Here is a 25,581-nt window from a genome sequence, read left to right as displayed (position 1 = left end):
ATCACCCTTAAAAAAGAAAAAATGAAGTTTAATAATAAAAATATAGTCTCTGAATTTAAGCAGGTAAATGCGACACGCCTGCTTAAAATGGGTTTGTTTGCCTTTTTAGTTGGGGTAACCCTTGTGGGTTGCAAGGTAGGCGAACCCTATAAGAGACCAGATTTTAGTACCGATGATACGGGTAAATTTTATAGCCCTGATGGCGTAGCAACCGATAGTATTTTAATGGAAGGTGTAGAACCAAAAGACACTACGCTGTTAGCTGCTATACCATGGAAGAGTTATATACAAGATACCGTTTTAGTAGCTTTAATTGACGAGGCATTGTCTAATAATATAGATATGCAAAAAACCATGCAAGAGTTACAAATAGGCATGGAACAACTAGAGCAGTCTAAAGCAAATTTTTATCCATCGTTAAATAGTACACCTGGTGGTTACCGTAGAGAGTATTACTCAGAAAATTATAACAACTACGGATCTAATAGAGCAAGAACCAACCATGGCGAAGATGTACCCACAAGTTTCTATACCGAGCGTATGGAGTATACATCTGCACTACAAGCAAGTTGGGAAGCAGATATATGGGGTAAGCTACGTTGGAAAAAAGAAGCTGCCAGAGCGCAGTATATGAAAAGCTTAGAGTTTAAAAAGGCGGTACAAACATCGTTAATTAGTGAAGTAGCGTCTACCTATTACAACCTGTTAATGTTAAAAGCGCAGGTAGCGGTAGCTACAAAAACCTATCAGCTAAACGATAGTACCTTAAACATAGTAAAATTACAATACGATGCTGGTGAGAGTACGTCTTTAGCGGTACGCCAAACGCAGTCACGTATGTTAAAATCTAAAACCCTAGTTCCCCAGTTGGAGCGCCAGTATGCAATTGTTGAGAATCATCTGAATTATTTATTAGGTAGAGCTCCACAGCCCATTGTGATAACAACTCGATTAGATGAGGTTAGTTTTCAGCGTATTTATAGTACCGGCGTTCCTTTAGATTTAATTAAAAACAGACCCGATGTGGCCATGGCAGAGTATGAGTTAATGAAACGAAATGCCAAAGCAGGCGTTGCAGAGGCCTTAAAATATCCGTCGTTAACCATTGATGCCAGTGCCGGTTTGAACTCGCGTACGTTGAGTAATTTCTTTGATCCTGTTGGCTCTGGGTTTGCATTGTTAAATGGGTCTATTTTTCAGCCTATTTTTAATAATAGAAAACTGAAAACCAATTACCGTGTAGCCTTGTCTGAAAAAGAAATAGCACAGCTAGACTTTAAAGATAATTTACTGCTAGCCATTGGAGATGTATCTACCTCTTTAGCTACTATTAATAAGCTAGAAGAAGAGTATGCCATAGCGCAAGAACGTATACAGGTAACACGCCAAGGACTTAAAGATGCCGGGCTGTTATTTAAAAGTGGATTTGCGAACTATTTAGAGGTAATTACCGCCCAGAGTGATGCCTTAGAAAGTGAGCTGAATTTAATTGATATAAAGAAACAGATTTTAATTGCCAATATAGAATTGTATAGAAGTTTAGGTGGTGGTTGGCAGTAATAGCCATCATCGAGGTTAGGTTAGGTTGTAACTCCCGAATCATTAGGTTGGTTCGGGAGTTTTTTGTTTTGAAAAATTTACCTTTATTAAAATCTTTAGAATATGTTTCCTGTAGACTCTGAGTTTGGATTGTTATGTATATGCTATCAACTTTTTTAGGCGGATTATTTTAAAGTGATGAAAGAAGTTTTACATTTCCCTACATTTGTAACACATCAACTTTTAAGCTCTTTATGTATGAAACGTTTGTTGTTTTTATTTGTGGTGTTGGTTATTACTACCGCAACAGCTCAAAATACTATTAGTGGTTTTGTAAACCCGGCAGAATTGGCAACCGCAAAAGAAGTATTGCTACTAGAGGTAGACCCTGCGGCACCTACAGTTAAAGATAGTACTAAGGTAGTGGCAACCGCCATGATAGATAGCAACGGAGCTTTTGCTTTTAAAAAGGAATTGTTTACCACTACTGATAAGGTGTACCAATTGGCGTTAACTACCGAAAATGTTTCTGCAAATGGTAGTATACCACAACGTTTGCACACGCTTAAAACCTTTATTTTATCGGAAGCTGATAGTATGGTGTTTAATGGTACTACTACCAGCTACCAAACTACCAGTATGGCCGATAAGGAATGGAGCAAGTTTAAAAAGTTTGAGAAAACACAAGATTTTAAAAGCCTTAACGCATCAGAAATTGCGCAATATCTTACCAGTACTAAAGGCTATATAAAAGACTCGCTGCAAATTTTATTGGTAAAGCTAATGAGCATACAAGAGTTAGATGAGAAGCAGTTACTAGATACCGATATTAAAGAGAATCCTGATTATTACGAGCAATTGTTGGTACAGCTAAAAGAGAGCAATGTGGCGCCGGCGTATTATATGTATTTAGAAAATAAGCTTCACAAATACCATTACCAACGTACCAATACTTTTTTTAGAACTAGTGTACTTGTAAATATAGTATTAGTGGTGCTAGTTGTGTTGGTGGTACTACAATGGGTAAAAGCTAAAAAACAAGGTAAGGTAACCCCCGAAGTAGTGCTTAGCAAACAAGAAACCTTAGTGAAAAACTTAATATTAGCGGGAAAAACCAATAAAGAGATAGCAGCTACCTTGTTTATTAGTGTTAGTACGGTGAAAACTCATATCACAAACATTTACAGTAAGTTACAGGTGAGTAGCCGGAAAGAGTTATTGCAACAATACCAAAATACAACGGGTACTAGTACCTATTTGGTACCCGAATAGTAACTAGAAACCCAACGGCACATCGGTTATTTGCAGCAAAACAATAACCGACATGAAACTGCTGTTTACTACTTTCTTTTTTTTAGGTGTTGCCTTTGCTTTTGGGCAACAAACTGCCACGCTTTCTTGCACTGTTACTTCGGAAGATGGAGCATTAATTCCCTATGGTACATTACAAATAACCAAAGCAGAAACCACCGCCCCATTGTACTATGATATTGTAGATGGTTTGGTAACAACCGAGGCATTACCCATAGGTGTGTATACAATAGAAATTACTTCTATGGGATACAAAACATTTGCTGAAACGTTTAACCTAGCGCAAGACAGTACACAAACCATTACACTTACTACCGATGTTACACAACTAGAAGGGGTAACGGTTACCTCGTTGCAAGAGAGTATGACGTATACCAATGGAGTGTTAACCGTAAAGATGGAGCATAGTGTATTGGCTAATTTACCCAACACCAGTGATGTAATTGCCAAACTACCAGGTGTTATTGTAAGTGCGGATAAAGAGTCTATCAATGTATTAGGAAAAGGGAGCCCAATTTTGTACTTAGATCATCAGCGTATTACCATAGAGCAGTTAAATGCTATTCCGGTAAGTGCTATAGAAAAAATAGAGCTGTTAAAATCGCCTTCAGCTAAATATGAGGCTGATGGCAATGCGGTGTTGGTAATTACACTTAAAAAGGATCGTGATAGCGGGTACCAAGTACAACTAAAAAATAGTGCTGCACTACAGCATAATTTTAATAACTACTTCAATTCAAATGCTTACATAGGGTTTGGGAAATTGAGCATGCAGCTATCATTAGGCTATAACCAGTTAGACCATTGGGAGAGTAATACCTCAAAACTTACGTATGACCAAGAAGGGTTTGTAAATGAATATATTGCATTATCTGAAGGTCCGAGAATGCAGGTGCCTGGTTCGGTTGGTATATCGTATAACCTTAATGAGACCGATTATATTTCTACCCAAACTAATTTTACTATTCACCGAGATAATATGCCTATTAGTACCCAAACCACTATTACGGCTAATGGCGCAGAAACGTATTATGATAATTATACCAAAAGTAAAGGGGTGCGCGACTATATTACTACTAATTTGAATTACTACAAACAACTAACCGATAAAACCAATTTGTTTACAGGGGTACAATACACCTATAAAACCAGAGATTATAATAATTTTATTTATGATGTAACCCATCCAAATGCCATATTGCTAACAGCAGAGAATCATCAAAAAACGGATGCTGAGGTGTTTTCTGCTAAAGCTGATATAGAAGTAGTTTTTAACGAAAAATTTCAGTGGGAGTCGGGTCTTAATCTGTATACGGCAGACACCTTTTCTGAGTCTAGAACCCTTACGCTAGAGCAGCCAGATTATGGGTATGATGAAAGTACGTATGCTGGTTATACAACCCTTAAGGGAAACTTGAAAAAACTATCTTTTACAGCAGGATTACGTCTAGAAAATAACGTACGAAATGGGCGTTATACAGATACAAATGAAACGGTGGTAGCTGTAAATCAGACGAACCTTTTTCCACGAGTGAATGCTAATTTTGAAATTGATAGCATGAACAATGTATCGGTAAATTATGCGAGGAGTATTATGCGTCCTTCTTTTTCGCAGGCTAACAATATTAGGGTGTATATAAATGAATATTTAGATTATGTAAACAATATTAATTTGAAGCCTGCTTTGCGTAATGAGTTGGTGTTAGAATATAAACACGGTAGGGCTGGGTTGTATGTTGTGTATTACAGAAACACCAACGGATTGTATTACTTATCTAATTATGATGCGGATACCGATAAACTGGTTACCGGTGCTACTAATGTAGCCAAGGAAGATGGGTATCACGTAATTGTAATGGTTCCGTTTACACATAAAATATGGGAGTCTACCAATTACCTTTATGGCGGTTTGGTAGATGTTACCGATGCCAATGCACAAGATATGGGCACCTCTCCTTTTTTCTATTTCTACTCGAATAACGAGCTAAAGTTTACAAACAATTTTAGTGTAGGACTTAGTTATTATTACATGATGAAGCACAATGAAGGGGTACGCACTAGCAATGGGTTTAGTGAGCTTAGTATAACCGCTAACAAAAAGTTTAATGAGCATTGGAGTTGTTTTTTGTATGCCAATGATGTATTGAATACTTTAGAATATACCCAAGGTTATACTACCAATGGCATTGGTAGCAATACTACCTATTTTACCGATAATCATGGTGTTGGCCTATCGGTTACCTACACCTTTGGAGAATTAGCTAAAAAGAATTTTAAAAACCAAAATGTAGATGAAGATTTGGATAGGGTAAAGTAATGTTTTAGGAGGTAGTTTTACATGATTTTTATTTCGATTATAGAGTGAACAGCATAACATAAAAAGATTCCTGCAAAGGAATCTTTTTTTAGTTTAAAAAGCGATATTCTTTTGGGGTATATCCAGTAGCTTTTTTAAATAATCGGCTAAAATGTTGAGGGTATTTAAAGCCTAGTTCAAAAGCAATCTGACTCAATGATTTATCAGGGTCGTATATTTTTTCCTTCGCAATATCAATAAGTTTAAGTTGAATATGTTCCTGAGCAGTTTTACCGGTTTCTTTCTTAATTAGGTCTCCAAAGTAGTTAGATGATAAATTTAAATGTTCGGCAAAATGAGCAACAGAGGGCAAACCAATTGTTTGTGGTTGATCCGATTGAAAATAAGAATTTAGAAGATTTTCAAACTTGCTTAAAACATCATTATTTACATGCTCGCGGGTAATAAATTGGCGGTTGTAAAATCGTGTGCAATAGTTAAGTAAAAGCTCTAAGTAGTTTACTAATATTTCCTTACTATGCTTATCTACAGGAAGATTTAATTCGTAAGTGATCTTGCTCATAGCATCGCGTATCATCTCTTGTTCCTTGATAGAAAGGTGCAAAGCCTCGTTGAGTTCGTATGAGAAAAAGGAATAGGAATCCATTTTCTTTGCCAATGATGTACCTTTTATCAAGTCTGGATGAAACAAGATAGCCATTCCAGAAGGTTGGTATTCTTCTTCATTGTTTACCTCAATAACCTGTCCAGGTCCAATAAATACCATGGTTCCATCATCGTAGTCATATTTATTGCGTCCATACCATAATTCTCCACAATGCCCTTCCTTTAGAAAAATAGAGTATAATCCTAAATGTATTTTTTTATGATTGGGTAAAGCAGGTGTCTTAGAGTTATCAAATACCGTTATCAATGGATGTTCCGTGGGAATTCCTTTAAGATGATTATAGGTAGCTACTGTGTCTACATAGATCGATTCCATAAGCTGATATTTTAAATGCTCTACAAATATAGGGAGTGTTGAATGTTAGAAGGTTAGCCAACTGTTCATTTCAGTAAAAATGGTATAAATCTCAGTGATCTGTATACAAAATATATATCCCGCGTGAAGGAAATTTGTACCAACAAAAATTAAAATTAAAAAAATGAATATGGAAAAGAGAAAATTAGGGAGTCAGGGATTAGAGGTTTCTGCTCTTGGATTGGGATGTATGGGACTAAGTTACGGTTATGGTCCGGCTACTGAAAAAAAAGAGGCTATAAAATTAATACAAACCGCCTTCGAACAAGGAGTAACTTTTTTTGACTCTGCAGAAGCGTATGGTCCTTTTGAAAATGAAAAATTGTTAGGGGAGGCTTTAGCTCCTTTTAGAAAAGATGTAGTAATAGCTACCAAGTTTGGTTTTGTAGATGGGGATGCTACTAAAGGACAAGATAGCAGACCAGAACGTATCCGTCAGGTAGCAGAGGAGTCTTTGAAAAGATTAAATACAGATGTAATTGATTTGTTTTATCAGCATAGAGTAGATTTGAATGTTCCTATTGAAGATGTAGCAGGTACGGTAAAAGATTTGATACAAGAAGGAAAAGTAAAATACTTTGGAATGTCTGAGGCTGGAGTAGATTCTATTCGAAGAGCACACAAGGTACAACCGTTAAGTGCTTTGCAAAGTGAATATTCTATGTGGTGGAGACAGCCAGAACAAGAGGTATTACCATTATTAGAAGAATTGGGTATTGGTTTCGTTCCTTTTAGTCCGTTAGGTAAAGGATTTTTAACGGGAAAAATAAATACTGAAACAAAATTTGATAGTACCGATTTTAGAAATATTGTACCAAGATTTTCAGAAGAAAACAGATTGGCTAACAGAGTTCTGGTAGATGTTTTAGAGAGTATAGCATCTCAAAAAGAAGCTACACCTGCACAAATTGCTTTAGCATGGTTGTTGGCTCAAAAACCTTATATAGCTCCAATACCTGGAACTACCAAAATCCATCGATTAACCGAAAATGTAAAAGCGGCTTCAATTTCTTTAAATCATGACGATTTAAAGCAGATTCAACAGGCCGTTGAGGCAATTACAATTCAAGGAGATCGTTACCCAGCACATTTACAAGCTAGGGTTGGAAACTAATAGTAGCATGTGTAAAGAAAATGAAGAAGGTTTTAGTAATAGGGGCTAGCGGTAGTTTGGCAAAAGTGGTTACGGAAGAATTGATGGCTGATAGACAAATTGCCTTAACCCTTTTCTTGAGAAATAAAAACAGATTGAATACCATGGGAAATGCACTTGTAGTAACGGGTAATGCCTTGAACTATTCTGATGTTTCTAATGCTATGGATGGTCAGGATGTTGTGTATGTGAATCTTGCCGGAGACCTGGTGGCTATGACACAGATTATAGTGAAAGCTATGAAAGCAAATGGAGTAAAACGTATCATTTTTATCAGTTCTATTGGTATTTATGGCAGCCCATTAAAATCGGTTTTACGCCCTTACAGAGAAGGTGCCGATGTGATAGAAAATTCTGGACTTGATTATACCGTTTTACGCCCGGCTTGGTTTACTAATGACTTGGAAGTAGATTATGAAATAACCAAAAAAGGAACTCCAGAAAAGGGATCTGTGATTTCCCGCAAAAGTATAGCACATTTTATACATCAACTAATTCAGAACCCAGACACCCATATTGGAGAAAGTTTGGGAATAAATACTCCTAATTCTTAACAAAAAAATGAAAATGAAAACAACAATTTCAATGATGTGTACCCTGTTAATGGTTTTTGCTTTAATGGGGCAGAATAGAATTCCTGCTAAAGGAATTGCAGCAATGAACAACCAAGGTGACTTTGAAATTTATGACTTTGACCGACACGAACTTGGAGATACCGATATTCTTATGGAGATTACCTATGCTAGTATTTGCCATAGCGATATACACCATGTAAAGGAGGAATGGGGTGCTGAAGAATACCCAATGGTGCCCGGACATGAAATGGTGGGGAGAGTTACCAAAATAGGAAAAAATGTAACTGCCTTTAAAGTGGGTGATTATGCTGGGGTTGGGTGTATGATAAATAGTTGCGGTACCTGTAAATATTGTAAAGCCCACATGGAGCAATATTGCCCTAAGGTAGTTATGACCTACCATGCACATGATCCGTTCCACAATAATGAAATAACTCAAGGAGGGTATTCAAGTAACATGGTAGTTTCTCAAGATTTTGCTATTAAGATTCCTAAGAATGCTGAAATGGATAAAGTGGCTCCTTTGCTGTGTGCTGGTATTACTACCTATTCTCCAATAAATTATGTAGACGTAAAAAAAGGAGATAAAGTAGCTGTTGCTGGGTACGGAGGATTAGGGCATATGGCGGTGCAATATATGGTAGCCAGAGGTGCAAATGTGACAGTTTTTGATATTACCGAAGAAAAAAGAGCCGATGCCTTGGCAATGGGGGCGGTGAAATTTGTGAATGTGAATAATGCGGAAGAATTAAAAGGGCTTGATAATACAATGAGCTTTGTTATTAGTACCATTCCTGCAAACTACGATCCTAATATGTATTTGAAAATGCTAGATTTAGACGGGCAGTTTTGTATTGTAGGGCTACCAGCAATGGCTAATATGCCGGTGTTGAGTATAGATAAGTTTATTTGGAAAGGAAACCGTAAAGTATTTGGTTCTCAGATTGGGGGTATTAAGGAAACTCAAGAGATGGTAAACTACTCGGTAAAGCATAATATTTATCCTGAGGTGGAAAAGATACCGGCTACACCTAAGGCAGTGGAAGAGGCTTATGAAAATGTACTGGACGGAAAGGTGAAGTTTAGATATGTGATAGATATGAGCACCTTATAAGTTTTACGTATGAGGGGTGTAATATTAAATATAAAATGGCTTTGTATGTGCCTTCTTTTTGCAGGGAATATACTTTTAGGCCAAGAAAAAAATAACATGAACAAAGAAGTGAAATTTACAGATAAAGGAACTTTAGCTCCGGCAGAACATTTTACCGGAACCGCTTGGGTACATATTAATGTAGCACCAGGTGAAGGGTATCATACCATTGTTGGTACTGTTGCATTTGAACCTATGGCAAGAACCAATTGGCATGTGCATCAAACAGGACAAATATTAATGGTAACTAATGGTACAGGATACTATCAGGAAGAAGGAGAACCTATTCGGTTAATAAAGGAAGGAGATGTAATTAAAATTGGAAAAAATGTGAATCATTGGCATGGAGGTTCTATGTACCAGTCTATGACACATATTGCTATAGTTACTGATTTAGATAGGGGAAAAACCATTTGGGGAGTGCCTGTAAAAGATGAGGATTATAGCTCTTATACAGCAGCTGCTAGTAATGTAGAGAATTATTTAACCTCTGCGGCTATTAAAAATCACGAGGATCTTTGGCCTAATTATGTGTCAAAATTACAAGTAACAGATCCTGAGTTAATAGAGATTTTTGATAATTGGGCATTTGATGAGGTGTATGCAAAGAGTGAGCTAGATATACAAACAAGAACTATTATTACGCTGGCTTCTACCATAGGAACACAATCTTTAGCTGAATTTAGCATGTTTGTGAAAGCTGCTTTAAATGTTGGAGTTTCTCCGGCGGTAATTAAAGAGGTAGTCTACCAATCTGTTGCTTATGTAGGTGTAGCTAAGGGAATTGATTTTCTAAATACTACTAATGAGATTTTTAAGGCTAATGGAATAGCATTACCATTAGAAGGGCAAATGACTACAACCCCCGAAAACCGCGAGGCTAAGGGATTGGAACTGATGAAGGCCACTTTTGGTGAGCGAATAGACCAAATGAGAAATGAGGCTCCGCAAGATTTACAGCACATACAGTATTTTTTAGCGGCCAATTGTTTTGGAGATTATTATACCCGTAAGGGAATGGATATAAAAATGAGAGAGTTGGTTACCTATGCTGTATTGGTAAGTATGGGAGGAGCAGAAAGTCAAGTAGACGGGCATATAAAAGGTAATTTGAATGTGGGTAATAACCGTGCAACCTTAATTGCTGTAACTACACAATTGTTGCCGTATATAGGATATCCTAGAACGTTAAATGCCCTATCTGCTATTAATAAACTAACATTAGAAACTGAATAATGGAATATTTTGAATTAAATAATGGAGTAAATATGCCTGTATTGGGCTATGGTGTTTATCAGGTGCCAGATTATGAAGAGTGTAAGAAAAGTGTACTTGCAGCTTTAAAGGCAGGATATAGAAGTATTGATACGGCGTCGGCTTATCAGAATGAAAAGGCGGTAGGAGATGCCATAAAGGAAAGCAGTATTCCTGCAGAAGATCTATTTATTACAACAAAATTATGGATAGCTGACATGGGTTATGATAAAACCTTAAAAGCGTTTGAAACTTCTTTGCAGAAATTGGGGTTGACATATCTCGATTTATACCTGATTCATCAGCCCTATGGCGATGTACATGGTTCTTGGAGAGCCATGGAAGAATTGTACCGTGCGGGTAAGATACGTGCTATTGGTGTAAGTAACTTTTATCCGGATAGAGTAATGGATATTATGGTAAACCATTCGGTAACTCCTATGGTGAACCAGATAGAAACACATCCTTTTTATCAGCGGACAGAAGACCAGAAGTTTCTTATAGAAAATGGAATTCAACAAGAGTCGTGGGCGCCATTTGCTGAAGGAAGAAATGATTTTTTTACAAATGAAATGCTTAAGAATATTGGGGATAAATATGGGAAGTCTATAGCCCAGGTAACCTTGAGATGGATGATTCAGCGAGGAGTTGTGGTGATACCTAAATCGGTTACCGAATCTCGAATTAAAGAAAATATTGATGTGTTTGACTTTGAATTGACTGTGGAAGATATGAATGTAATAAAAACATTAGATGCCAATAAAAGTCAGTTTTTTAGTCATCGGGATCCGGAAATCATTAAGTGGTTCTCCACATTTATTTAATAATTACAATTATACTAAGAAAACTATGGAAACAAAAAGAGTAAAAGCTTATGGTATGGAGGCTATTGATAAGCCTTTAGAAGAGATGACCATTGAAAGAAGAGTATTACAGCCACGAGATGTAGAGTTTGAGGTGTTGTATTGTGGAATTTGTCATTCTGATTTGCATCAAATGAAGAATGATTTTGGTATGACGGCGTATCCTATTGTACCCGGACATGAAATAGTGGGTAGGGTTATAAATATAGGTAGTGAGGTTACTGATTTTAAAATTGGTGAATTGGCTGCGGTTGGATGTATTGTAGATTCTTGCCAGCATTGTGAGCATTGTGCAGAAGGAAACGAACAGTTTTGTGATGAGTTTCCAACATTTTCATTTAATTCTCCTGATAAATACTTAGGAGGGATGACTTATGGAGGGTTTTCAAAAACCTATGTATGTGAAGATAAGTATGTACTGCACATGCCAGATTCTTTAGATCTAGCGGCGGCGGCACCACTATTATGTGCAGGTATTACCGTATATTCTCCATTACGCCATTGGAATGCGGGGCCAGGTAAAAAAGTAGGGGTTTTAGGTATTGGAGGTTTAGGACACTTAGCTATTAAAATAGCAAAAGCTATGGGAGCTGAGGTTACTGTTTTTACTACCTCACCTGCTAAAGTTGAAGATGCAAAACGAATGGGAGCAGACCATGCTGTATTATCCACTGATGAAGAGGCAATGAAGGCCTATCAAAAAAGCTTACATTTTATAATTGATACGGTTTCTGCTAAACATAATATTAATATGTATTTAGGTTTGTTAAAGGTAGATGGAGCTGTGGTATTGGTTGGATTACCTCCAGAGCCCTTAGAAGTAGGTGCCTTTAATGTAATTATGGGTAGAAAGAGCTTTTCGGGATCTAATATTGGTGGGATTGCAGAAACTCAGGAGATGTTGAATTTCTGTGCGGAACATAATATTACAGCTGATATTGAGCTTATTACTATTCAGGATGTAAACGAAGCAATGGATCGTCTGGAAAGAGGAGATGTTAAGTATCGTTTTGTGATAGATATGAGTAGTCTTACCAATTAGGTAGTATTTAATTATGCTATTTTTAGGACTTCTTTTAAAAGTATATAAAAACCAAAGCCAGGCATTTTGCCTGGCTTTGGTTTTTATATTTTAATTATCGTCTTATATATTTCTCAGCACAATCTTCTATGCATAAATAGGAGACTATAAGGGTGTCCGCCTCTAATTTTAATGTGGGGTAACTTATTACATTCATGTTGCAATTGTCTTGCATAAGTAAGCTATCCATTGTAGAATAGGTGCCCGTTGTTGTTGAACCGGTTTCTGTAGAGACCATGCTACAGAATTCACCATTAGAAGTAAAGGTTAAATCTGAGTTTAATATTATTTGTTTATCACTTTCTATAGGTTCAAAGGGTACGGGGCCTCCAGGGGACACCATGGTGGCTTTTAATTTCCAAGTGCCAACAAAACCGTTAGTAGAAGTACCAGTATCGTCCGATTCTGTACAGGCATAGATGAATGCTGTAATAGAAACTAAAACGAGTATGTGTTTTTTCATAGCAGTGTTTCTATGAAGATGTAACATACTCGTTTTAGTTGCGTTGAGGTTATTAGTTTCTTTTAGAATCTAGTAGTTCTGTCGGTAATATTTTCATCATATTTTGTAAAAAATCGGTCTAGTTTATCTGGGTTAACAGTACCGTCTAGATTAATTACCTTGTCTTTAATGAGTAGTTGAAAAAGATTTTTGGCTGAAATTTTTAAAGAAGTGGCGCTTTCTATTTTTAGATTATCATCTAAAAAAGTTACCTGTACAAAATCGTCTTCACCATAGCCTACGGTTTCGTTACTATTCCAGTTAACAAAAATAATTTCCTTTTCACCATCTAATGTAAATAAAGAATAGCTGTTGGATAATCCCTTTTTATCGGTGGTAAATGTTTCTTTACCATCAACTGACACAATGCCTTTTTTAATTTTTACTTTTTGCGCATTTGCAATGGTTAACGTAAATACGGCTAGAAAAAAGAATAGAAGTGTTTTAACTTTCATTTTTTGATTGGTTTAAATTGTTTTAATACCATCAAATTTAAATTATTTAATGAAAGAATTTTACTTCAAATCACAAAAACTATATGTGTTTTTTGTAGTCTTTTGATTGTCAAGGGGCTAATGATGTTTTATGGTGTATACCTTACCCAAACAAAAAGCTAACTACCTCTTCTATTTTTGATACTTTTTTAATTTCGATGCGCGTTTTTAATTCAGGCAATTTACTTTGCGATGAAATAACAATGGTAGTAAAACCAAGTTTCTCTGCTTCGGTTACACGTTGTTCTACGCGGGTAACAGGGCGTATTTCGCCCGCTAAGCCAACTTCAGCAGCAAAGCATATTCTACCCTCAATAGCAATATCTTCATTTGAAGATAGGATGGCGGCTACCACAGCTAAATCTATGGCTGGGTCGTCTACGGTAATACCTCCGGTAATATTTAAAAACACATCTTTGGCACCTAGTCTAAAACCAGCACGTTTTTCTAAAACAGCCAAAAGCATGTTTAGTCGTTTTAAGTTAAAACCAGTTCCACTACGTTGTGGGGTACCATATACAGCGGTGCTTACCAATGCCTGAATTTCTATAAGAATTGGGCGTAAACCTTCTACCGTGGCTGCAATAGCAGTACCGCTTAATTGCTCTTCATTTTTAGAAATAAGTATTTCAGAAGGATTAGATACCTCACGTAAACCAGCGCCTTGCATCTCATAAATACCCAGTTCATTAGTACTACCAAATCGGTTTTTATGGGCGCGTAAAATACGGTATACATGGTTACGGTCGCCTTCAAACTGAAGTACGGTATCTACCATGTGCTCTAGTATTTTAGGTCCTGCAATGTTGCCATCTTTGGTAATATGCCCAATAAGTAGTACAGGGGTGTGGGTTTCTTTGGCAAATTTTATAAGCTCAGAAGTACATTCTTTAATTTGTGAAATACTTCCTGCCGAGGATTCAATATAATCTGAGTGTAATGTTTGTATAGAGTCTATAACCAACACATCAGGGTCTACTTCCTGAATTTGCTTAAATATGTTTTGTGTTTTGGTTTCGGTAAGTATATAGCAGTTATTGGGTGTAGCCACTAACCTGTCTGCACGCATTTTAATTTGGCGCTCACTTTCTTCCCCAGAAACATACAATACCTTAAAGGGTAAGTTTAAAGCAATTTGTAAAAGCAGGGTACTTTTACCAATACCAGGTTCACCACCTAGTAAAATAACAGCGCCAGGTACCAATCCACCACCTAATACACGGTTAAACTCGGTATTAGGAGTACGCATTCTAAACTCTTCTTCACTGGCTATATCTTTTATAGAAATAGGTTTGGGTGCGCGTTTAACACCACCAGTTACGGCACCACTTTTCCAACCCTTTGTTTCTTCTTTTTGTACTACCTCTTCTACAAGGGTATTCCATTCTTTACAGGAGGTACATTGCCCTTGCCATTTAGCGTATTGTGCGCCACAGTTCTGGCAATAAAAGGTAGTTTTTACTTTTGCCATTTACAGACCAAAATCAATTTTTATTTGTTGCATTTTTTCGTAGGCAAGGTCTTTTGTCATAAAGTCAATTTCTTCTTTAGCAAAAGCATCTTGGTAATGTTTTAGCGCTTTTTTAGGTTTCCCTATGCGCTCGTAGTATTCACCATAAAAATAATCTGCCATCATGGTTTTTGGGTAATCTCTTTCGGCTAAGGCTCCAAGTTTTTCTAAAGATTCAAAATCTTCTTTTTTACGGCAAGCTGCGTAGATAGCCATAAAATCGTTGATTAAAATTTCTTTTTCAAACCCAAAAAGGTTTTCTATGGTATTGTACTTGTCATATAAATAATTAATAACAGGTTCTTCCATTGTAAGTATTTTCTCTTGGTATTCTTTAGGTGTAATAGGTTTAAATATAGAGAAAATGTCATTTAAAGCATTTGGTAACCCGTAAATAACCGTAGTATTATGATTGGCATTTTTAAAATCGTCAAAATAGTAATAAAGGTTCTTATTTTCAGACTGATCTAAGGTTTGGTGTAATGAGTTTACACGTTCTCTAACATCTCTATCATCACTTTCGGCAGTAGCCATGTAGTAAAACTTTCGGTCGTTAAAAGTAGCAAGTCTTGCAGCCACCCTTTCTTCCATTTTAGGAGCAAAGGTTGGGTTCATACAAATATATGCGTTAAACATAACCTCGTCTCTTAATAAGTAGTAGTTAATGAATGCTGCACTTAAATCGTGGCCTACAGCCATACGAAAGTTTGCTACAGTATATTTACTTTCAATATAAGGAATAAGCTCAATACCTATAAAATCAAAAAAGTAAGCGCCTATATTCTTTGGAAGTCCTGTTTCAGGGTCAGACTCCATATCTTGGTATCTAGACTCAAATTGGTTAACACCTACTACAATAGCCTCGGGCATTTCATTAAAATACGATAGGTAGTTAATGTTTGCAACCACGGGGTCAAACAAATAATCTGCATCTAATACTATAATTAACGGGTATACTTCAGTTTCAGTATAGTTTGCCGGAATATGTATTTTCAGGGTTCTTTTTTCTTCAAGAATACCAGACTCAATTTCTTCTGTGAATACTTGAGCATTGGTAATTAATGAGCATAAGAATGGCAGAATTAGTAGGATTTTTTTCATAAGCTTTATGGTGTTTTGGTGTAAATAGTGAACTATTGCAAGTTAGTAAATTATTTATTTTTGTTGTAAAAGGGTAATAAAATTAATGAAAGTGCTCCAAAAAAGACGAGCATTACAAATTGAGCAATCCAAACAATCCACCCAAAAGCAGTCCCTACGGTATTTGGTACATCAAAAAGCGTTAGTATTTCTGCTATGAAAAATGGGTAAGAGCCAAACCCTCCGTTGGTAAATGCTATGGTAAAACTACCTACTACAAATGCTGATAGTACTACACCAAATTGCATGTTTGAAGTTTCTGGTAAGGCATAGATGTTTATGTAAAACATAGCTAGGTACATACACCATATGAATAGTGTGTGGAATAAGAATGCCCATTTTTTCTCCATTTTACTAATGGATAAAATGCCATCCATAATACCCGAAATAAAGCCTTTGATTTTTAAACTGATAGCATTGTTAGTTTTGTACACAAACCACAAAAAACCAATGCCTAAAAGTAACAATACAACACCAAGTATAGTGAGCGTTTTAATGGGAACCATGTTGGTAAGATACCCTTTTAAAACATCTACTTGAATAAAAAATGTGGAGACTACTATGATGCCTAATATTAATAAATCGGCAACACGTTCGGCTATAATGGTACCAAGTGCTTTATCGTAAGGTACGCCTTCATATTTGTGCACCACTAGTGCTCTGGAAAACTCTCCTGAACGTGGTGCAGCCATATTCATAATATAGCCAGAAAAAACAGCCATGGCATTGTTAGCTAGTTTGGGTTTGTAGCCTAGTGGAGCTAACATAAAGTTCCATCGGTACGCTCTAGAGAGGTGACTAGCAAAACCACATAGTATTGAAATAACTACATACCAGTAGTTGGCATTTTTAAAGTAATGTTTTATTTCGGTAATCTGTTCTGCAGAGAATTTGTTTACAGAATACCATATTAAAAAAACTCCCAACGTAAGTGGGAGTATGGTACTAACCGTTTTTTTTATGTTAACTTTCAAGGTTACCGCAACAAATTATTCTCTTCGTTAGGGAAAACAATAGCAGGCTTAAAGGTTTTAGCCTCTTCAAAATCCATAACTGCATACGTAATTAAAATAAGAACGTCTCCTACAGCAACTTTACGGGCAGCAGCCCCGTTCAATGTAATTTCACCACTACCTCTAGGTCCTGGTATTACATAGGTTTCCAATCGCTCACCATTGTTATTATTCACAATCTGTACTTTCTCACCTTGAATAATATTGGCGGCTTCCATCAGGTCTTCATCAATCGTTATACTACCAATGTAATTTAAATCGGCACCTGTAACTTTTACTCTGTGTATTTTAGATTTTACAACATGTACTTGCATGGCACAAAAATAGTTAATTTAAAGCTATATTATCAATTAGTCTTACTTCATCAGCATAAACCGCAATAAAAGCTCTGTAATTTTTAGTGTTTAAATTTTCTGTAACGGGTTTCAATGTTTCTTCGTCGCAAATTTCAATGTATTCTAACTCGAAATTTTCATTTTTTTCAAATGCTTCGGTTACCCAATGCTCTACATCTCTAACATTTTTTGTACCAAACATATCTTTTGCCAGTAGTAAGGTTTCAAAAATAAAAGAGGCATTTTTTCTAGTTTCGGGTTGTAAACGTTCGTTTCTAGAGCTCATAGCCAATCCGTTAGCTTCTCTTAAAATAGGGCAGCCAACAATGTTTACGGGCATTTGCTCTTTAGCTACCATCTTTTTTATAATCTGTAACTGCTGAAAATCTTTCTCGCCAAAATATGCATTTGTAGGTTTTACTATTTCAAAAAGTTTTTTGACAATAGTTCCCACTCCGTCAAAATGTCCGGGTCTGTGTTTCCCTTCCATTTGAAATTCTAGTCCATCAAAGTCAAAATTGGCAGCTTGTACAGCAGTGGCATACACATCTTCTGTAGCAGGAGCGTAGATAATAACGTGCTCATTAAAAGCTTTTATCTTATCTATATCTTCCTGTAAAGTTCTCGGATATTTATCTAGATCTTCTTTGTTGTTGAACTGAGTAGGGTTTACAAAAATACTAACAACTACCATATCGTTTTCTGATACAGCTCTGTGAATCAGTGATATGTGTCCTTCGTGCAAAGCGCCCATAGTAGGCACTAAGCCTATTCGGGTTGCATTTTGGTTTTGGTTTGAAAAGAAATCGTTTAGTTTTTCTTTCTCTTTAAAAAGGTTCATTTTATTGTCTTTAGACGGTGCAAAATTATATATTTTAGGACAAATACACATAATTTTTGTAATTTTGCATGTTTAAAAGTGAGTCTTAAACCAAAGAAAAGATTTTATGACTGATAAGAAAGTGTTGTTTGTATCCTCTGAAGTGATGCCGTACCTGCCTGAAAATGAAACCTCGTTAATGTCTTTTGAAACCCCTAGAATGGTGAATGACAGAGGTGGGCAAATACGCATATTTATGCCTAGATATGGTAATATTAACGAGCGAAGACACCAACTTCACGAAGTAATACGTTTATCTGGAATGAACCTTGTGGTAAACGATATGGATATGCCGTTGATTATTAAAGTAGCCTCTATTCCTAAAGAAAGAATTCAGGTGTACTTTATAGATAATGAAGAGTATTTTAAGCGTAAAGCTACGTTTAAAGATGAAGATGGTAACTTGTTTCCAGATAATGATGAGCGTGCTATCTTCTTTGCTAAAGGAGTAGTAGAAACTGTTAAAAAATTAAACTGGTCTCCAGATATTATTCATGTTCATGGATGGATGGCATCCTTATTACCATTATATCTAAAACAGTACTATGGAGATGAACCTTTATTTGCAGATAGTAAAATAGTTACGTCTGTGTACAACAAAGGTTTTGATGGTACGTTAGATAAGGATATGATGGATAAGGTGTTGTTTGATGGTTTTGAAGCATCTGAAGTAGATGTGATTAAAGAACCTGATTATTCTAGTATAATGAAACTAGCTGCAAAAAATTCTGATGGAGTGGTTGTTGCTTCTGAAACAATCCCAGATGATTTGCAAGAATTTCTTTCATCATTAGAAATTCCGGTACTTCCGTTTGTTCCGGTGTATGAGTTTGAAGAAGCTTATATGGAATTTTATAATAAAGAGATTTTAAAATTAACATCTTAAATTACATGATTAAAAACTCAAAAACTTGTATGAGAGCCTTAGCTTTGGGGATTATGTTGCTAGGGATTCTTACTTCATGCGAGAAAGATTTTAGTAATTTGGATTTGCCAGGTGTGAGTCCGAATTTCGATACAGATGTTGCGTACTTTAAAACTTTTGCAAAAAATGTAAAGTTAAATTCAGTACAAACAAATGGGTTGACTACCTATCAATTAGGAAAGTATACAAGTGATGTGTATGGTGAAGAAGAATCGTATATAGTTTCTCAATTGGCGTTGCCTGCAGCAAATCCTAGTTTTGGTTTGTATTCTCAAGAGCGAGAAGTAGCTGATGATACGTTGTATTATACTATTGATGAAGAAGAGACAGTTACTAGAGTATATTTAGATATTCCATATTTTACTTCGGCAACTGTTGACGAAGATGGTAACCCGGTGTTAGATGGTTTTGATGTGCAGACGTATGAGCTTGATTCTATTTATGGTAATCAGGATTTAACCTTTGGTCTGAGAGTTGAAAAATTAGATTACTACTTAGGTGATTATCAAGAGCCTGATTTTACCGAAGCTGCTAAATATTTTTCGTCTGATCCTACGCCAAATTTCTTGAATTATACTTCTGATATTTTAGGAGATGATGATACTTTTGAAATTAATGATGGTACTTTAATAACATTTGACGAAGATGATCCGGAGACTGAAGATGTGGATGAGTCTGAAGATGTAGCGGAGGTATTGCTGCCTAGAATAAGAATTGACTTGGATACACAATTTTTCCAGGAAATGATTATAGATCAAGAAGGGAGTTCTTCATTTTCAAGCAATGCTAATTTTAGAGAGTATTTAAGAGGTATTGTTATAAGTACTTATAATCTTAATGAGAACTTATTGATGTTATTGGATATATCTCAAGCAAATATTACAATTGAATACACATATACCACAGCAACAGAAGATGAAGATGGAGTTATTGAGTATGATGATACTAATGAGTCGTCTTTTACATTAGGTTTGTCTGGAAATGTGATTCAAAAAACTACAACTAATGGTTTTCCTGTTTTAGATACTTCGGAAGATGCAGAGTTAGTTTATTTAAAGGGTACTGAAGGTAGTATGGCTGAAATTACATTATTTGAGCCAGATGATATTCAGATGATGCGTGATGAAAACTGGTTGATTAATGAGGCTAACCTAACATTTTATGTAGATAGAACCGATTTAGATGGAGCAGCTAACGAGTTGATTGAGCCAAATAGAATTTATTTGTTTAATAAAGATGAAGAGAGTACTCCTTTAATAGATTATTTGATTGATAGTAATGGTAGTACAACTTCTGGTAATGTATTTTACAATAGATTTGTACATGGAGGTATTATTGAGAAGAACGATGATGGAGACGCTATTCAGTATAAGATACGATTAACCGAGCATTTGAATAACATAGTTAGACACGATTCTTTAAATGTTACCTTAGGTTTGGTGGTTTTGTCTGATATTACAAATGTAGCTACAGGAGCTGCTAAAGTGAATGCTGGGGCAGAAGAGATTATAATACCTAATGGGTCTACAACAAACCCTTCAGGAACAATTTTATACGGTTCAAGCGCAACAGTACCAGAAGACAGAAGATTGCGTTTGGAAGTTTTTTACACAAAACCCTCAAATTAATATTATATGTGTGGAATTGTTGGATATATAGGATATAGAGATGCCTATCCGATAGTAATTAAAGGTTTAGAAAGATTAGAGTACCGTGGGTATGACAGTGCTGGTGTAGCACTATATGATGGTGAGGAGTTGCATATTTGCAAAACCAAAGGGAAAGTATCTGACCTAAAGGATAAGGTAGAAAAAGATATTCCAACAAAAGGAAGTTTAGGAATTGGGCATACACGTTGGGCAACCCATGGTGTACCAAATGATGTAAACTCACATCCACATCAATCAAATTCAGGCGATATAGTTTTAATACACAATGGTATTATAGAAAACTATGCGTCTATTAAGCAAGAACTTACTAAAAGAGGATATTCCTTTTATTCAGATACAGATACTGAAGTATTAGCAAACCTGATACAAGAGGTAATGAAAATTGAAAAGGTTAAACTTGGAAAAGCGGTACAGATTGCCCTTAAGCAGGTGGTAGGTGCTTACGCTATTGCTGTGTTTGATAGAAGAAAACCAGACGAGATTGTTGTGGCTAGGTTAGGTAGTCCGTTAGCAATTGGTATTGGTAAAAATGAATATTTTGTAGGTTCAGATGCATCACCTTTTATTGAATATACTAGTAATGCTATTTATTTAGAAGATGAAGAAATGGCTATTATTAGAATAGGTAGGGATGTGAAAGTGCGTAGTATTAATGATGATGAACAGTTGGATGCTAATATTCAAGAATTACAATTAAGTCTTGAACAAATTGAGAAAAAGGGGTATGACCACTTTATGCTTAAAGAAATTTATGAGCAACCAAGTGCTATATTAGATACTTTTAGAGGTAGATTACTACCAAATGAAGGTATTATTAAAATGTCTGGTATTGAAGATAACTTGTCTAAGTTTTTAAATGCCAACAGAATTGTAATAGTAGCGTGTGGTACTTCTTGGCATGCAGGTTTAGTGGCTGAATATTTATTTGAAGATTTGGCAAGAATACCGGTAGAAGTAGAGTATGCTTCTGAGTTTAGATACAGAAACCCGGTTATTAAAAGAGACGATGTAGTTATTGCTATATCACAATCTGGTGAAACAGCAGATACTTTAGCGGCTATTAAATTAGCCAAGTCTATGGGAGCTTTTGTATTTGGTGTATGTAATGTAGTTGGGTCTTCTATAGCTAGAGAAACCAACGCAGGTGCTTATACACATGCTGGTCCTGAGATTGGGGTGGCATCTACCAAGGCATTTACTACTCAAATTACAGTGCTTACCTTAATAGCGTTGCGTTTAGCAAATGCTAAAGGTACATTGTCTACTAGCGATTATAAAAAATGTTTGTTTGATTTAGAAGCAATCCCTAGAAGAGTGGAGGAGGTTTTAGATGTAAACGACCAAATTGTAAAAATAGCAGAGAACTATAGTGATGTAGCTAATTGCTTGTACTTAGGTAGAAAATATAATTTCCCTGTTGCATTAGAAGGAGCTTTAAAGTTAAAGGAGATTTCTTATATACATGCAGAAGGATATCCTGCTGCAGAGATGAAACATGGTCCTATTGCTTTAATAGATGAGCAAATGCCGGTAGTAGTTATTGCTACTAAAAAAGGGAACTATGAAAAAATTGTAAGTAATATACAAGAAATTAAATCTCGTAGAGGTAGAATTATAGCTGTAGTTACCCAAGGTGATACCATGATTAAGGAGATGGCAGATTATGCTATTGAAATTCCTGAAACTGTGGAGTTTTTAACTCCGTTGATTGCAACTATTCCTTTACAATTACTTTCTTATCATATTGCTGTTATGCGTGGCTGTAATGTAGATCAACCTCGTAACTTGGCAAAATCTGTAACTGTAGAATAAACACTTATATTAGTATTTTATAAATTTTTCGGTAGTTTTATTGTTGAATTGAAAAAAAACGTATATTGCTACCGAAAAATTAATAAAATACCAAATGAAACAAGTAGTTAGTATAATTGCATTTTTATGCACTGTCACTTTATTTGCCCAAACCAAAGTTACTGGTAAGGTGGTAGACGCTAATAATGTCCCGGTACCTGCTAATATTACCCTACAAGGAGGAACAGAAGGTGTAGTAGCAGATTTTGATGGGAATTTTATTTTTGAAACCGAGAAAAATCCTCCGTTCGTACTAGTTATTTCTACTATAGGTTTTGTCTCTAAAACGTATGAAATAACAGAAAATAATCAAAATATTTTAGTTCAGTTAGAAGAAGAGCATACTCAGTTAGATGAGATTGTGCTTTCGGCTTCTCGTACTCCTGAACGTGTGTTTGAATCGCCTGTGTCTGTAGAACGTATGGGAATCAAACAAATAAAAAATACAGCTTCAGCATCATTCTATGATGGATTGGCTAATCTTAAGGGGGTAGATTTAAATACCAACTCATTAACTTTTAAATCTGTTAATACAAGAGGTTTTGCAACATTTGCCAATACACGTTTTGTGCAATTGGTAGATGGTATGGATAATGCTTCTCCGGCTTTAAACTTTGTATTAGGGAATTTATTAGGGATGAACGAGCTTGATGTAGCTAGCGTAGAGTTATTGCCTGGTGCTTCTTCTGCTTTATACGGTGCTAATGCATTTAACGGAATTTTATTTATGCGCTCTAAAAGCCCGTTTGAACAACAAGGAGTTAGTGCATATGTAAAAGGAGGGGTGACTTCGCAAAAAGCAGCAGGTACAAATGAGTACTATGATTTAGGGGTGCGTTTGGCAAAAGCGTTTAATTCTAAATTTGCGGTAAAAGCTAATTTTTCTTACTTGAACGGTACCGATTGGTATGCGAATAATGAAATGGATTTAGAGATGCCAGGTGCTACACGTAGTAACCCTGCATATAATGGGTTAAACGTATATGGTGATGAAGTGGCCACCACTTTAAATTTTGATGCACTGGCAGGTTTGCCTACCGGAACTTTAGGATCGGATGTGGTGTCTAGAACTGGTTATAATGAAACTGATTTAATGAACTACGAAGCTGAGAGTATGAAGGCGGACGTGGCAGTTCATTTTAAACCTTTTGATAATGATTTTGAAATTATCGGGGTTTATAAAATTGGTAGTGGTAATACTATATACCAAGGGTCTAATAGATACTCTTTAAATAACTTCTTAATGCAGCAGTTTAAATTAGAAGTTAAAAATGATAACTTTTTTGTAAGAGGGTATATGACTACTGAAGATGCTGGAGATTCTTATGATAGCCGTTTTGCAGCTATTAATGTAAACCGTTATTGGAAAGGAGACCAAGCATGGTTTACAGATTATGCACAAACTTATATAGCATCACGTTTAGGTATTGGTACTGGAGTGCCTCTAGATTACCAAACAGCACATGACATGGCTCGTCAGGCTGCAGATGCGGGTAGATTATTGCCTGGTACTAGTGAATTTCAAACGGCATTTAATCAGGTGATTAATGATCCTGACTTAGCTACCGGAGCTAAATTTCAAGATAAAACTAAATTACACCATGTAGATGCTAATTATAACTTTACGCATTTAACTGAAGAGTTTGCAGAAATTCAAGTAGGTGGTTCGTACCGTCAGTATAAGCTAAATTCTATGGGTACTATTTTTACAGATTATGATGGTCCTATTGATTATTCTGAGTTTGGTGCATATACACAAATTCAAAAGAAATTATTAGCAGATAGATTAAAAGTAACTGCTTCTGGTCGTTTTGATAAATCACAATTATTTGATGGTTTCTTTTCACCAAGACTTTCGTTAGGGTATACCTTAGGTAAAGAGGGTAACCATAATTTAAGAGCTTCTGTGCAAACAGGATTCAGAAACCCAACTACACAAGATTTATATATAGGATTAAATGCAGGTGCTGCTGTTTTGGTAGGTTCTGCACCAGATAATTTAGATAGATATTCTGTTACTAATACTTTATCGTCTAGCGGGCAATTAGTAACTGGGCAAACGGAAGCTACAGTATATGGTAGAGATGCGTATGAAAATGCCTATTCTGTTCGTTCTGTAAACCAAGGGATGCCAACTGCTGCAGATGTATCTTTAGTAAAACCAGAGCAGGTTACTGCTTTTGAGGTTGGGTACCGTGGTAAATTAAAATCGGTTCAGTTAGATATTAGTGGATATTATAACCAGTACCAAGATTTTATTTCTACAGAAAATGTTTTAGTGCCTTTATATGGTACAGTGGGAGATAACTCTCTATCGTTATTGGCATTACAAAACGGCGATTATCAAGTATTCCAAGCCTATACAAATTCTGCTGTAGATATTGAATCGTATGGTATAAATGCTGGGTTAGAAACAAAATTGTTTAAGAATTACGATTTTGATATTAACTATACATTCTCTGAGTTTGATTTTAATACCAATGAAGACCCTGATTTTAGACCTAGCTTTAATACGCCAAAACATAAGGTAAAGGCAAGTATTGGAAATGAAGAGTTATTTAAAAAATTAGGATTTAAAGTAAGCTGGAGATGGAGTGATTCTTACTTCTGGCAAGCATCTTTTGCAGATGGTAACGTGCCTGCTTTTCACGTAGTAGATGCACAGTTAAATTACGGAATAGATTTCTTAAACTCTAATTTTAAATTAGGAGCTACTAATATAGGTAGTAATGAATATTACCAGGCAATAGGTACCGGGCTTATAGGTTCTATGTACTATTTGTCGTGGACAATAAACCCTTAGATTTATTTTAAATATATAATTGAGAAGTCCCTGAAAACAATGTTTTTAGGGGCTTTTTTATACATGATGCTATACATCAGAGGGTTAGAATTTTTTATTTTAACACAAAAAGTATTTGAACTTACCAAAAAAATGGTAAAAAACTGTTAATAGTTATTCTTTAAAGTATATCTTTGCACACTGAAAAAGCA

The 25,581-nt window shown here is 35.8% G+C and carries 21 protein-coding genes; 13 read left to right on the top strand and 8 right to left on the bottom strand.

Annotation, left to right across the window (positions count from 1 at the left end; translation table 11 throughout):
• Positions 1 to 21: 21 nt before the first annotated feature.
• The 3 genes from Y10_RS01695 (at position 22) to Y10_RS01685 (ending at position 5,167) form a co-directional block, all read left to right on the top strand.
• Entirely contained in the window at positions 22 to 1,560 is a 1,539-nt protein-coding gene (locus tag Y10_RS01695; RefSeq protein ID WP_281763630.1) for a TolC family protein, read from the top strand.
• A 177-nt stretch (positions 1,561 to 1,737) separates the two neighbouring features.
• Entirely contained in the window at positions 1,738 to 2,811 is a 1,074-nt protein-coding gene (locus tag Y10_RS01690) for a response regulator transcription factor (RefSeq protein WP_281763629.1), read from the top strand.
• A gap of 52 nt (positions 2,812 to 2,863) precedes the next feature.
• Complete coding sequence (locus Y10_RS01685) at positions 2,864 to 5,167, top strand: outer membrane beta-barrel protein (RefSeq protein WP_281763628.1); 2,304 nt, start codon at positions 2,864 to 2,866, stop codon at positions 5,165 to 5,167.
• A gap of 88 nt (positions 5,168 to 5,255) precedes the next feature.
• Here Y10_RS01685 and Y10_RS01680 read toward each other — a convergent pair whose 3' ends face one another.
• Positions 5,256 to 6,149 carry a helix-turn-helix domain-containing protein gene (locus tag Y10_RS01680; RefSeq protein ID WP_281763627.1) on the bottom strand — a complete coding sequence of 298 codons (894 nt, stop codon included), beginning with the start codon at positions 6,147 to 6,149 and terminating at the stop codon, positions 5,256 to 5,258.
• A 169-nt stretch (positions 6,150 to 6,318) separates the two neighbouring features.
• On the opposite strand from Y10_RS01680, the gene Y10_RS01675 reads away from it, so the two are divergent.
• The 6 genes from Y10_RS01675 to Y10_RS01650 all read left to right on the top strand — a co-directional run bounded on the left by Y10_RS01675 (position 6,319) and on the right by Y10_RS01650 (position 12,228).
• Positions 6,319 to 7,302 (top strand): aldo/keto reductase, encoded by a 984-nt coding sequence (locus Y10_RS01675; RefSeq protein ID WP_281763626.1) that lies wholly within the window; start codon positions 6,319 to 6,321, stop codon positions 7,300 to 7,302.
• Positions 7,303 to 7,322: 20 nt separating this feature from the next.
• Positions 7,323 to 7,895 (top strand): NAD(P)H-binding protein, encoded by a 573-nt coding sequence (locus Y10_RS01670; protein ID WP_281763625.1) that lies wholly within the window; start codon positions 7,323 to 7,325, stop codon positions 7,893 to 7,895.
• A 13-nt stretch (positions 7,896 to 7,908) separates the two neighbouring features.
• On the top strand, positions 7,909 to 9,030 hold the full coding sequence (locus tag Y10_RS01665; protein WP_281763624.1) for an NAD(P)-dependent alcohol dehydrogenase: 1,122 nt from the start codon (positions 7,909 to 7,911) through the stop codon (positions 9,028 to 9,030).
• A 96-nt stretch (positions 9,031 to 9,126) separates the two neighbouring features.
• Entirely contained in the window at positions 9,127 to 10,305 is a 1,179-nt protein-coding gene (locus Y10_RS01660; protein ID WP_281763623.1) for a cupin domain-containing carboxymuconolactone decarboxylase family protein, read from the top strand.
• Entirely contained in the window at positions 10,305 to 11,147 is an 843-nt protein-coding gene (locus Y10_RS01655; RefSeq protein WP_281763622.1) for an aldo/keto reductase, read from the top strand. Before Y10_RS01660 ends, Y10_RS01655 begins: the two co-directional genes overlap by 1 nt.
• Before the next feature lie 25 nt (positions 11,148 to 11,172).
• Complete coding sequence (locus Y10_RS01650) at positions 11,173 to 12,228, top strand: NAD(P)-dependent alcohol dehydrogenase (protein WP_281763621.1); 1,056 nt, start codon at positions 11,173 to 11,175, stop codon at positions 12,226 to 12,228.
• Between the two features lie 94 nt (positions 12,229 to 12,322).
• Here the strand turns inward: Y10_RS01650 and Y10_RS01645 are convergent, their stop codons facing one another.
• From Y10_RS01645 to panC, 7 genes are all read right to left on the bottom strand, one after another.
• On the bottom strand, positions 12,323 to 12,730 hold the full coding sequence (locus Y10_RS01645; RefSeq protein ID WP_281763620.1) for a lipocalin family protein: 408 nt from the start codon (positions 12,728 to 12,730) through the stop codon (positions 12,323 to 12,325).
• 62 nt (positions 12,731 to 12,792) lie between these two features.
• Positions 12,793 to 13,224, bottom strand: coding sequence for a hypothetical protein (locus Y10_RS01640; protein WP_281763619.1), 432 nt, complete (start codon positions 13,222 to 13,224; stop codon positions 12,793 to 12,795).
• 142 nt (positions 13,225 to 13,366) lie between these two features.
• On the bottom strand, positions 13,367 to 14,734 hold the full coding sequence (gene radA / locus Y10_RS01635) for a DNA repair protein RadA (protein ID WP_281763618.1): 1,368 nt from the start codon (positions 14,732 to 14,734) through the stop codon (positions 13,367 to 13,369).
• Positions 14,735 to 15,874 carry an alpha/beta hydrolase gene (locus tag Y10_RS01630; protein ID WP_281763617.1) on the bottom strand — a complete coding sequence of 380 codons (1,140 nt, stop codon included), beginning with the start codon at positions 15,872 to 15,874 and terminating at the stop codon, positions 14,735 to 14,737.
• A gap of 50 nt (positions 15,875 to 15,924) precedes the next feature.
• Positions 15,925 to 16,875: a lysylphosphatidylglycerol synthase transmembrane domain-containing protein gene (locus Y10_RS01625; RefSeq protein ID WP_281764754.1), complete on the bottom strand. Its 951-nt coding sequence runs from the start codon at positions 16,873 to 16,875 to the stop codon at positions 15,925 to 15,927.
• 14 nt (positions 16,876 to 16,889) lie between these two features.
• On the bottom strand, positions 16,890 to 17,240 hold the full coding sequence (gene panD / locus Y10_RS01620) for an aspartate 1-decarboxylase (protein ID WP_281763616.1): 351 nt from the start codon (positions 17,238 to 17,240) through the stop codon (positions 16,890 to 16,892).
• 13 nt (positions 17,241 to 17,253) lie between these two features.
• The gene (gene panC / locus Y10_RS01615) at positions 17,254 to 18,102 is read right to left on the bottom strand and encodes a pantoate--beta-alanine ligase (protein WP_281763615.1); all 849 of its coding nucleotides are present in this window, start codon (positions 18,100 to 18,102) and stop codon (positions 17,254 to 17,256) included.
• Between the two features lie 106 nt (positions 18,103 to 18,208).
• Between panC and Y10_RS01610 the strand changes: the two genes are divergently transcribed.
• From Y10_RS01610 to Y10_RS01595, 4 genes are all read left to right on the top strand, one after another.
• Positions 18,209 to 19,027 (top strand): glycogen/starch synthase, encoded by an 819-nt coding sequence (locus tag Y10_RS01610; protein WP_281763614.1) that lies wholly within the window; start codon positions 18,209 to 18,211, stop codon positions 19,025 to 19,027.
• A 29-nt stretch (positions 19,028 to 19,056) separates the two neighbouring features.
• Positions 19,057 to 20,694 carry a DUF4270 domain-containing protein gene (locus Y10_RS01605; RefSeq protein ID WP_281763613.1) on the top strand — a complete coding sequence of 546 codons (1,638 nt, stop codon included), beginning with the start codon at positions 19,057 to 19,059 and terminating at the stop codon, positions 20,692 to 20,694.
• A 6-nt stretch (positions 20,695 to 20,700) separates the two neighbouring features.
• A complete protein-coding gene (gene glmS, locus Y10_RS01600) occupies positions 20,701 to 22,548 on the top strand; it encodes a glutamine--fructose-6-phosphate transaminase (isomerizing) (RefSeq protein WP_281763612.1) in 1,848 nt (615 codons plus the stop codon).
• A 94-nt stretch (positions 22,549 to 22,642) separates the two neighbouring features.
• The gene (locus Y10_RS01595; protein WP_281763611.1) at positions 22,643 to 25,390 is read left to right on the top strand and encodes a TonB-dependent receptor; all 2,748 of its coding nucleotides are present in this window, start codon (positions 22,643 to 22,645) and stop codon (positions 25,388 to 25,390) included.
• Positions 25,391 to 25,581 lie beyond the last annotated feature (191 nt).

The sequence above is a fragment of the Neptunitalea lumnitzerae genome (assembly GCF_027924185.1).
Taxonomy (GTDB): Bacteria; Bacteroidota; Bacteroidia; order Flavobacteriales; family Flavobacteriaceae; genus Neptunitalea; species Neptunitalea lumnitzerae.
The sequence above is the reverse complement of the archived record's forward strand: the minus strand, read 5'-3'. Positions and strand labels throughout refer to the sequence as shown.

Bases quoted from the DNA above. Each gene is read 5' to 3' on its own strand.
- Y10_RS01630 (WP_281763617.1), bottom strand. From the start codon at position 15,874: ATGAAAAAAATCCTACTAATTCTGCCATTCTTATGCTCATTAATTACC.
- Y10_RS01605 (WP_281763613.1), top strand. From the start codon at position 19,057: ATGAGAGCCTTAGCTTTGGGGATTATGTTGCTAGGGATTCTTACTTCA.
- panD (WP_281763616.1), bottom strand. From the start codon at position 17,240: ATGCAAGTACATGTTGTAAAATCTAAAATACACAGAGTAAAAGTTACA.
- Y10_RS01650 (WP_281763621.1), top strand. From the start codon at position 11,173: ATGGAAACAAAAAGAGTAAAAGCTTATGGTATGGAGGCTATTGATAAG.
- Y10_RS01675 (WP_281763626.1), top strand. From the start codon at position 6,319: ATGGAAAAGAGAAAATTAGGGAGTCAGGGATTAGAGGTTTCTGCTCTT.
- Y10_RS01655 (WP_281763622.1), top strand. From the start codon at position 10,305: ATGGAATATTTTGAATTAAATAATGGAGTAAATATGCCTGTATTGGGC.
- Y10_RS01640 (WP_281763619.1), bottom strand. From the start codon at position 13,224: ATGAAAGTTAAAACACTTCTATTCTTTTTTCTAGCCGTATTTACGTTA.
- Y10_RS01595 (WP_281763611.1), top strand. From the start codon at position 22,643: ATGAAACAAGTAGTTAGTATAATTGCATTTTTATGCACTGTCACTTTA.
- Y10_RS01690 (WP_281763629.1), top strand. From the start codon at position 1,738: ATGAAAGAAGTTTTACATTTCCCTACATTTGTAACACATCAACTTTTA.
- Y10_RS01665 (WP_281763624.1), top strand. From the start codon at position 7,909: ATGAAAACAACAATTTCAATGATGTGTACCCTGTTAATGGTTTTTGCT.
- glmS (WP_281763612.1), top strand. From the start codon at position 20,701: ATGTGTGGAATTGTTGGATATATAGGATATAGAGATGCCTATCCGATA.
- Y10_RS01695 (WP_281763630.1), top strand. From the start codon at position 22: ATGAAGTTTAATAATAAAAATATAGTCTCTGAATTTAAGCAGGTAAAT.
- Y10_RS01685 (WP_281763628.1), top strand. From the start codon at position 2,864: ATGAAACTGCTGTTTACTACTTTCTTTTTTTTAGGTGTTGCCTTTGCT.
- Y10_RS01660 (WP_281763623.1), top strand. From the start codon at position 9,127: ATGAACAAAGAAGTGAAATTTACAGATAAAGGAACTTTAGCTCCGGCA.
- Y10_RS01645 (WP_281763620.1), bottom strand. From the start codon at position 12,730: ATGAAAAAACACATACTCGTTTTAGTTTCTATTACAGCATTCATCTAT.
- Y10_RS01610 (WP_281763614.1), top strand. From the start codon at position 18,209: ATGACTGATAAGAAAGTGTTGTTTGTATCCTCTGAAGTGATGCCGTAC.
- Y10_RS01680 (WP_281763627.1), bottom strand. From the start codon at position 6,149: ATGGAATCGATCTATGTAGACACAGTAGCTACCTATAATCATCTTAAA.
- radA (WP_281763618.1), bottom strand. From the start codon at position 14,734: ATGGCAAAAGTAAAAACTACCTTTTATTGCCAGAACTGTGGCGCACAA.
- Y10_RS01670 (WP_281763625.1), top strand. From the start codon at position 7,323: ATGAAGAAGGTTTTAGTAATAGGGGCTAGCGGTAGTTTGGCAAAAGTG.
- panC (WP_281763615.1), bottom strand. From the start codon at position 18,102: ATGAACCTTTTTAAAGAGAAAGAAAAACTAAACGATTTCTTTTCAAAC.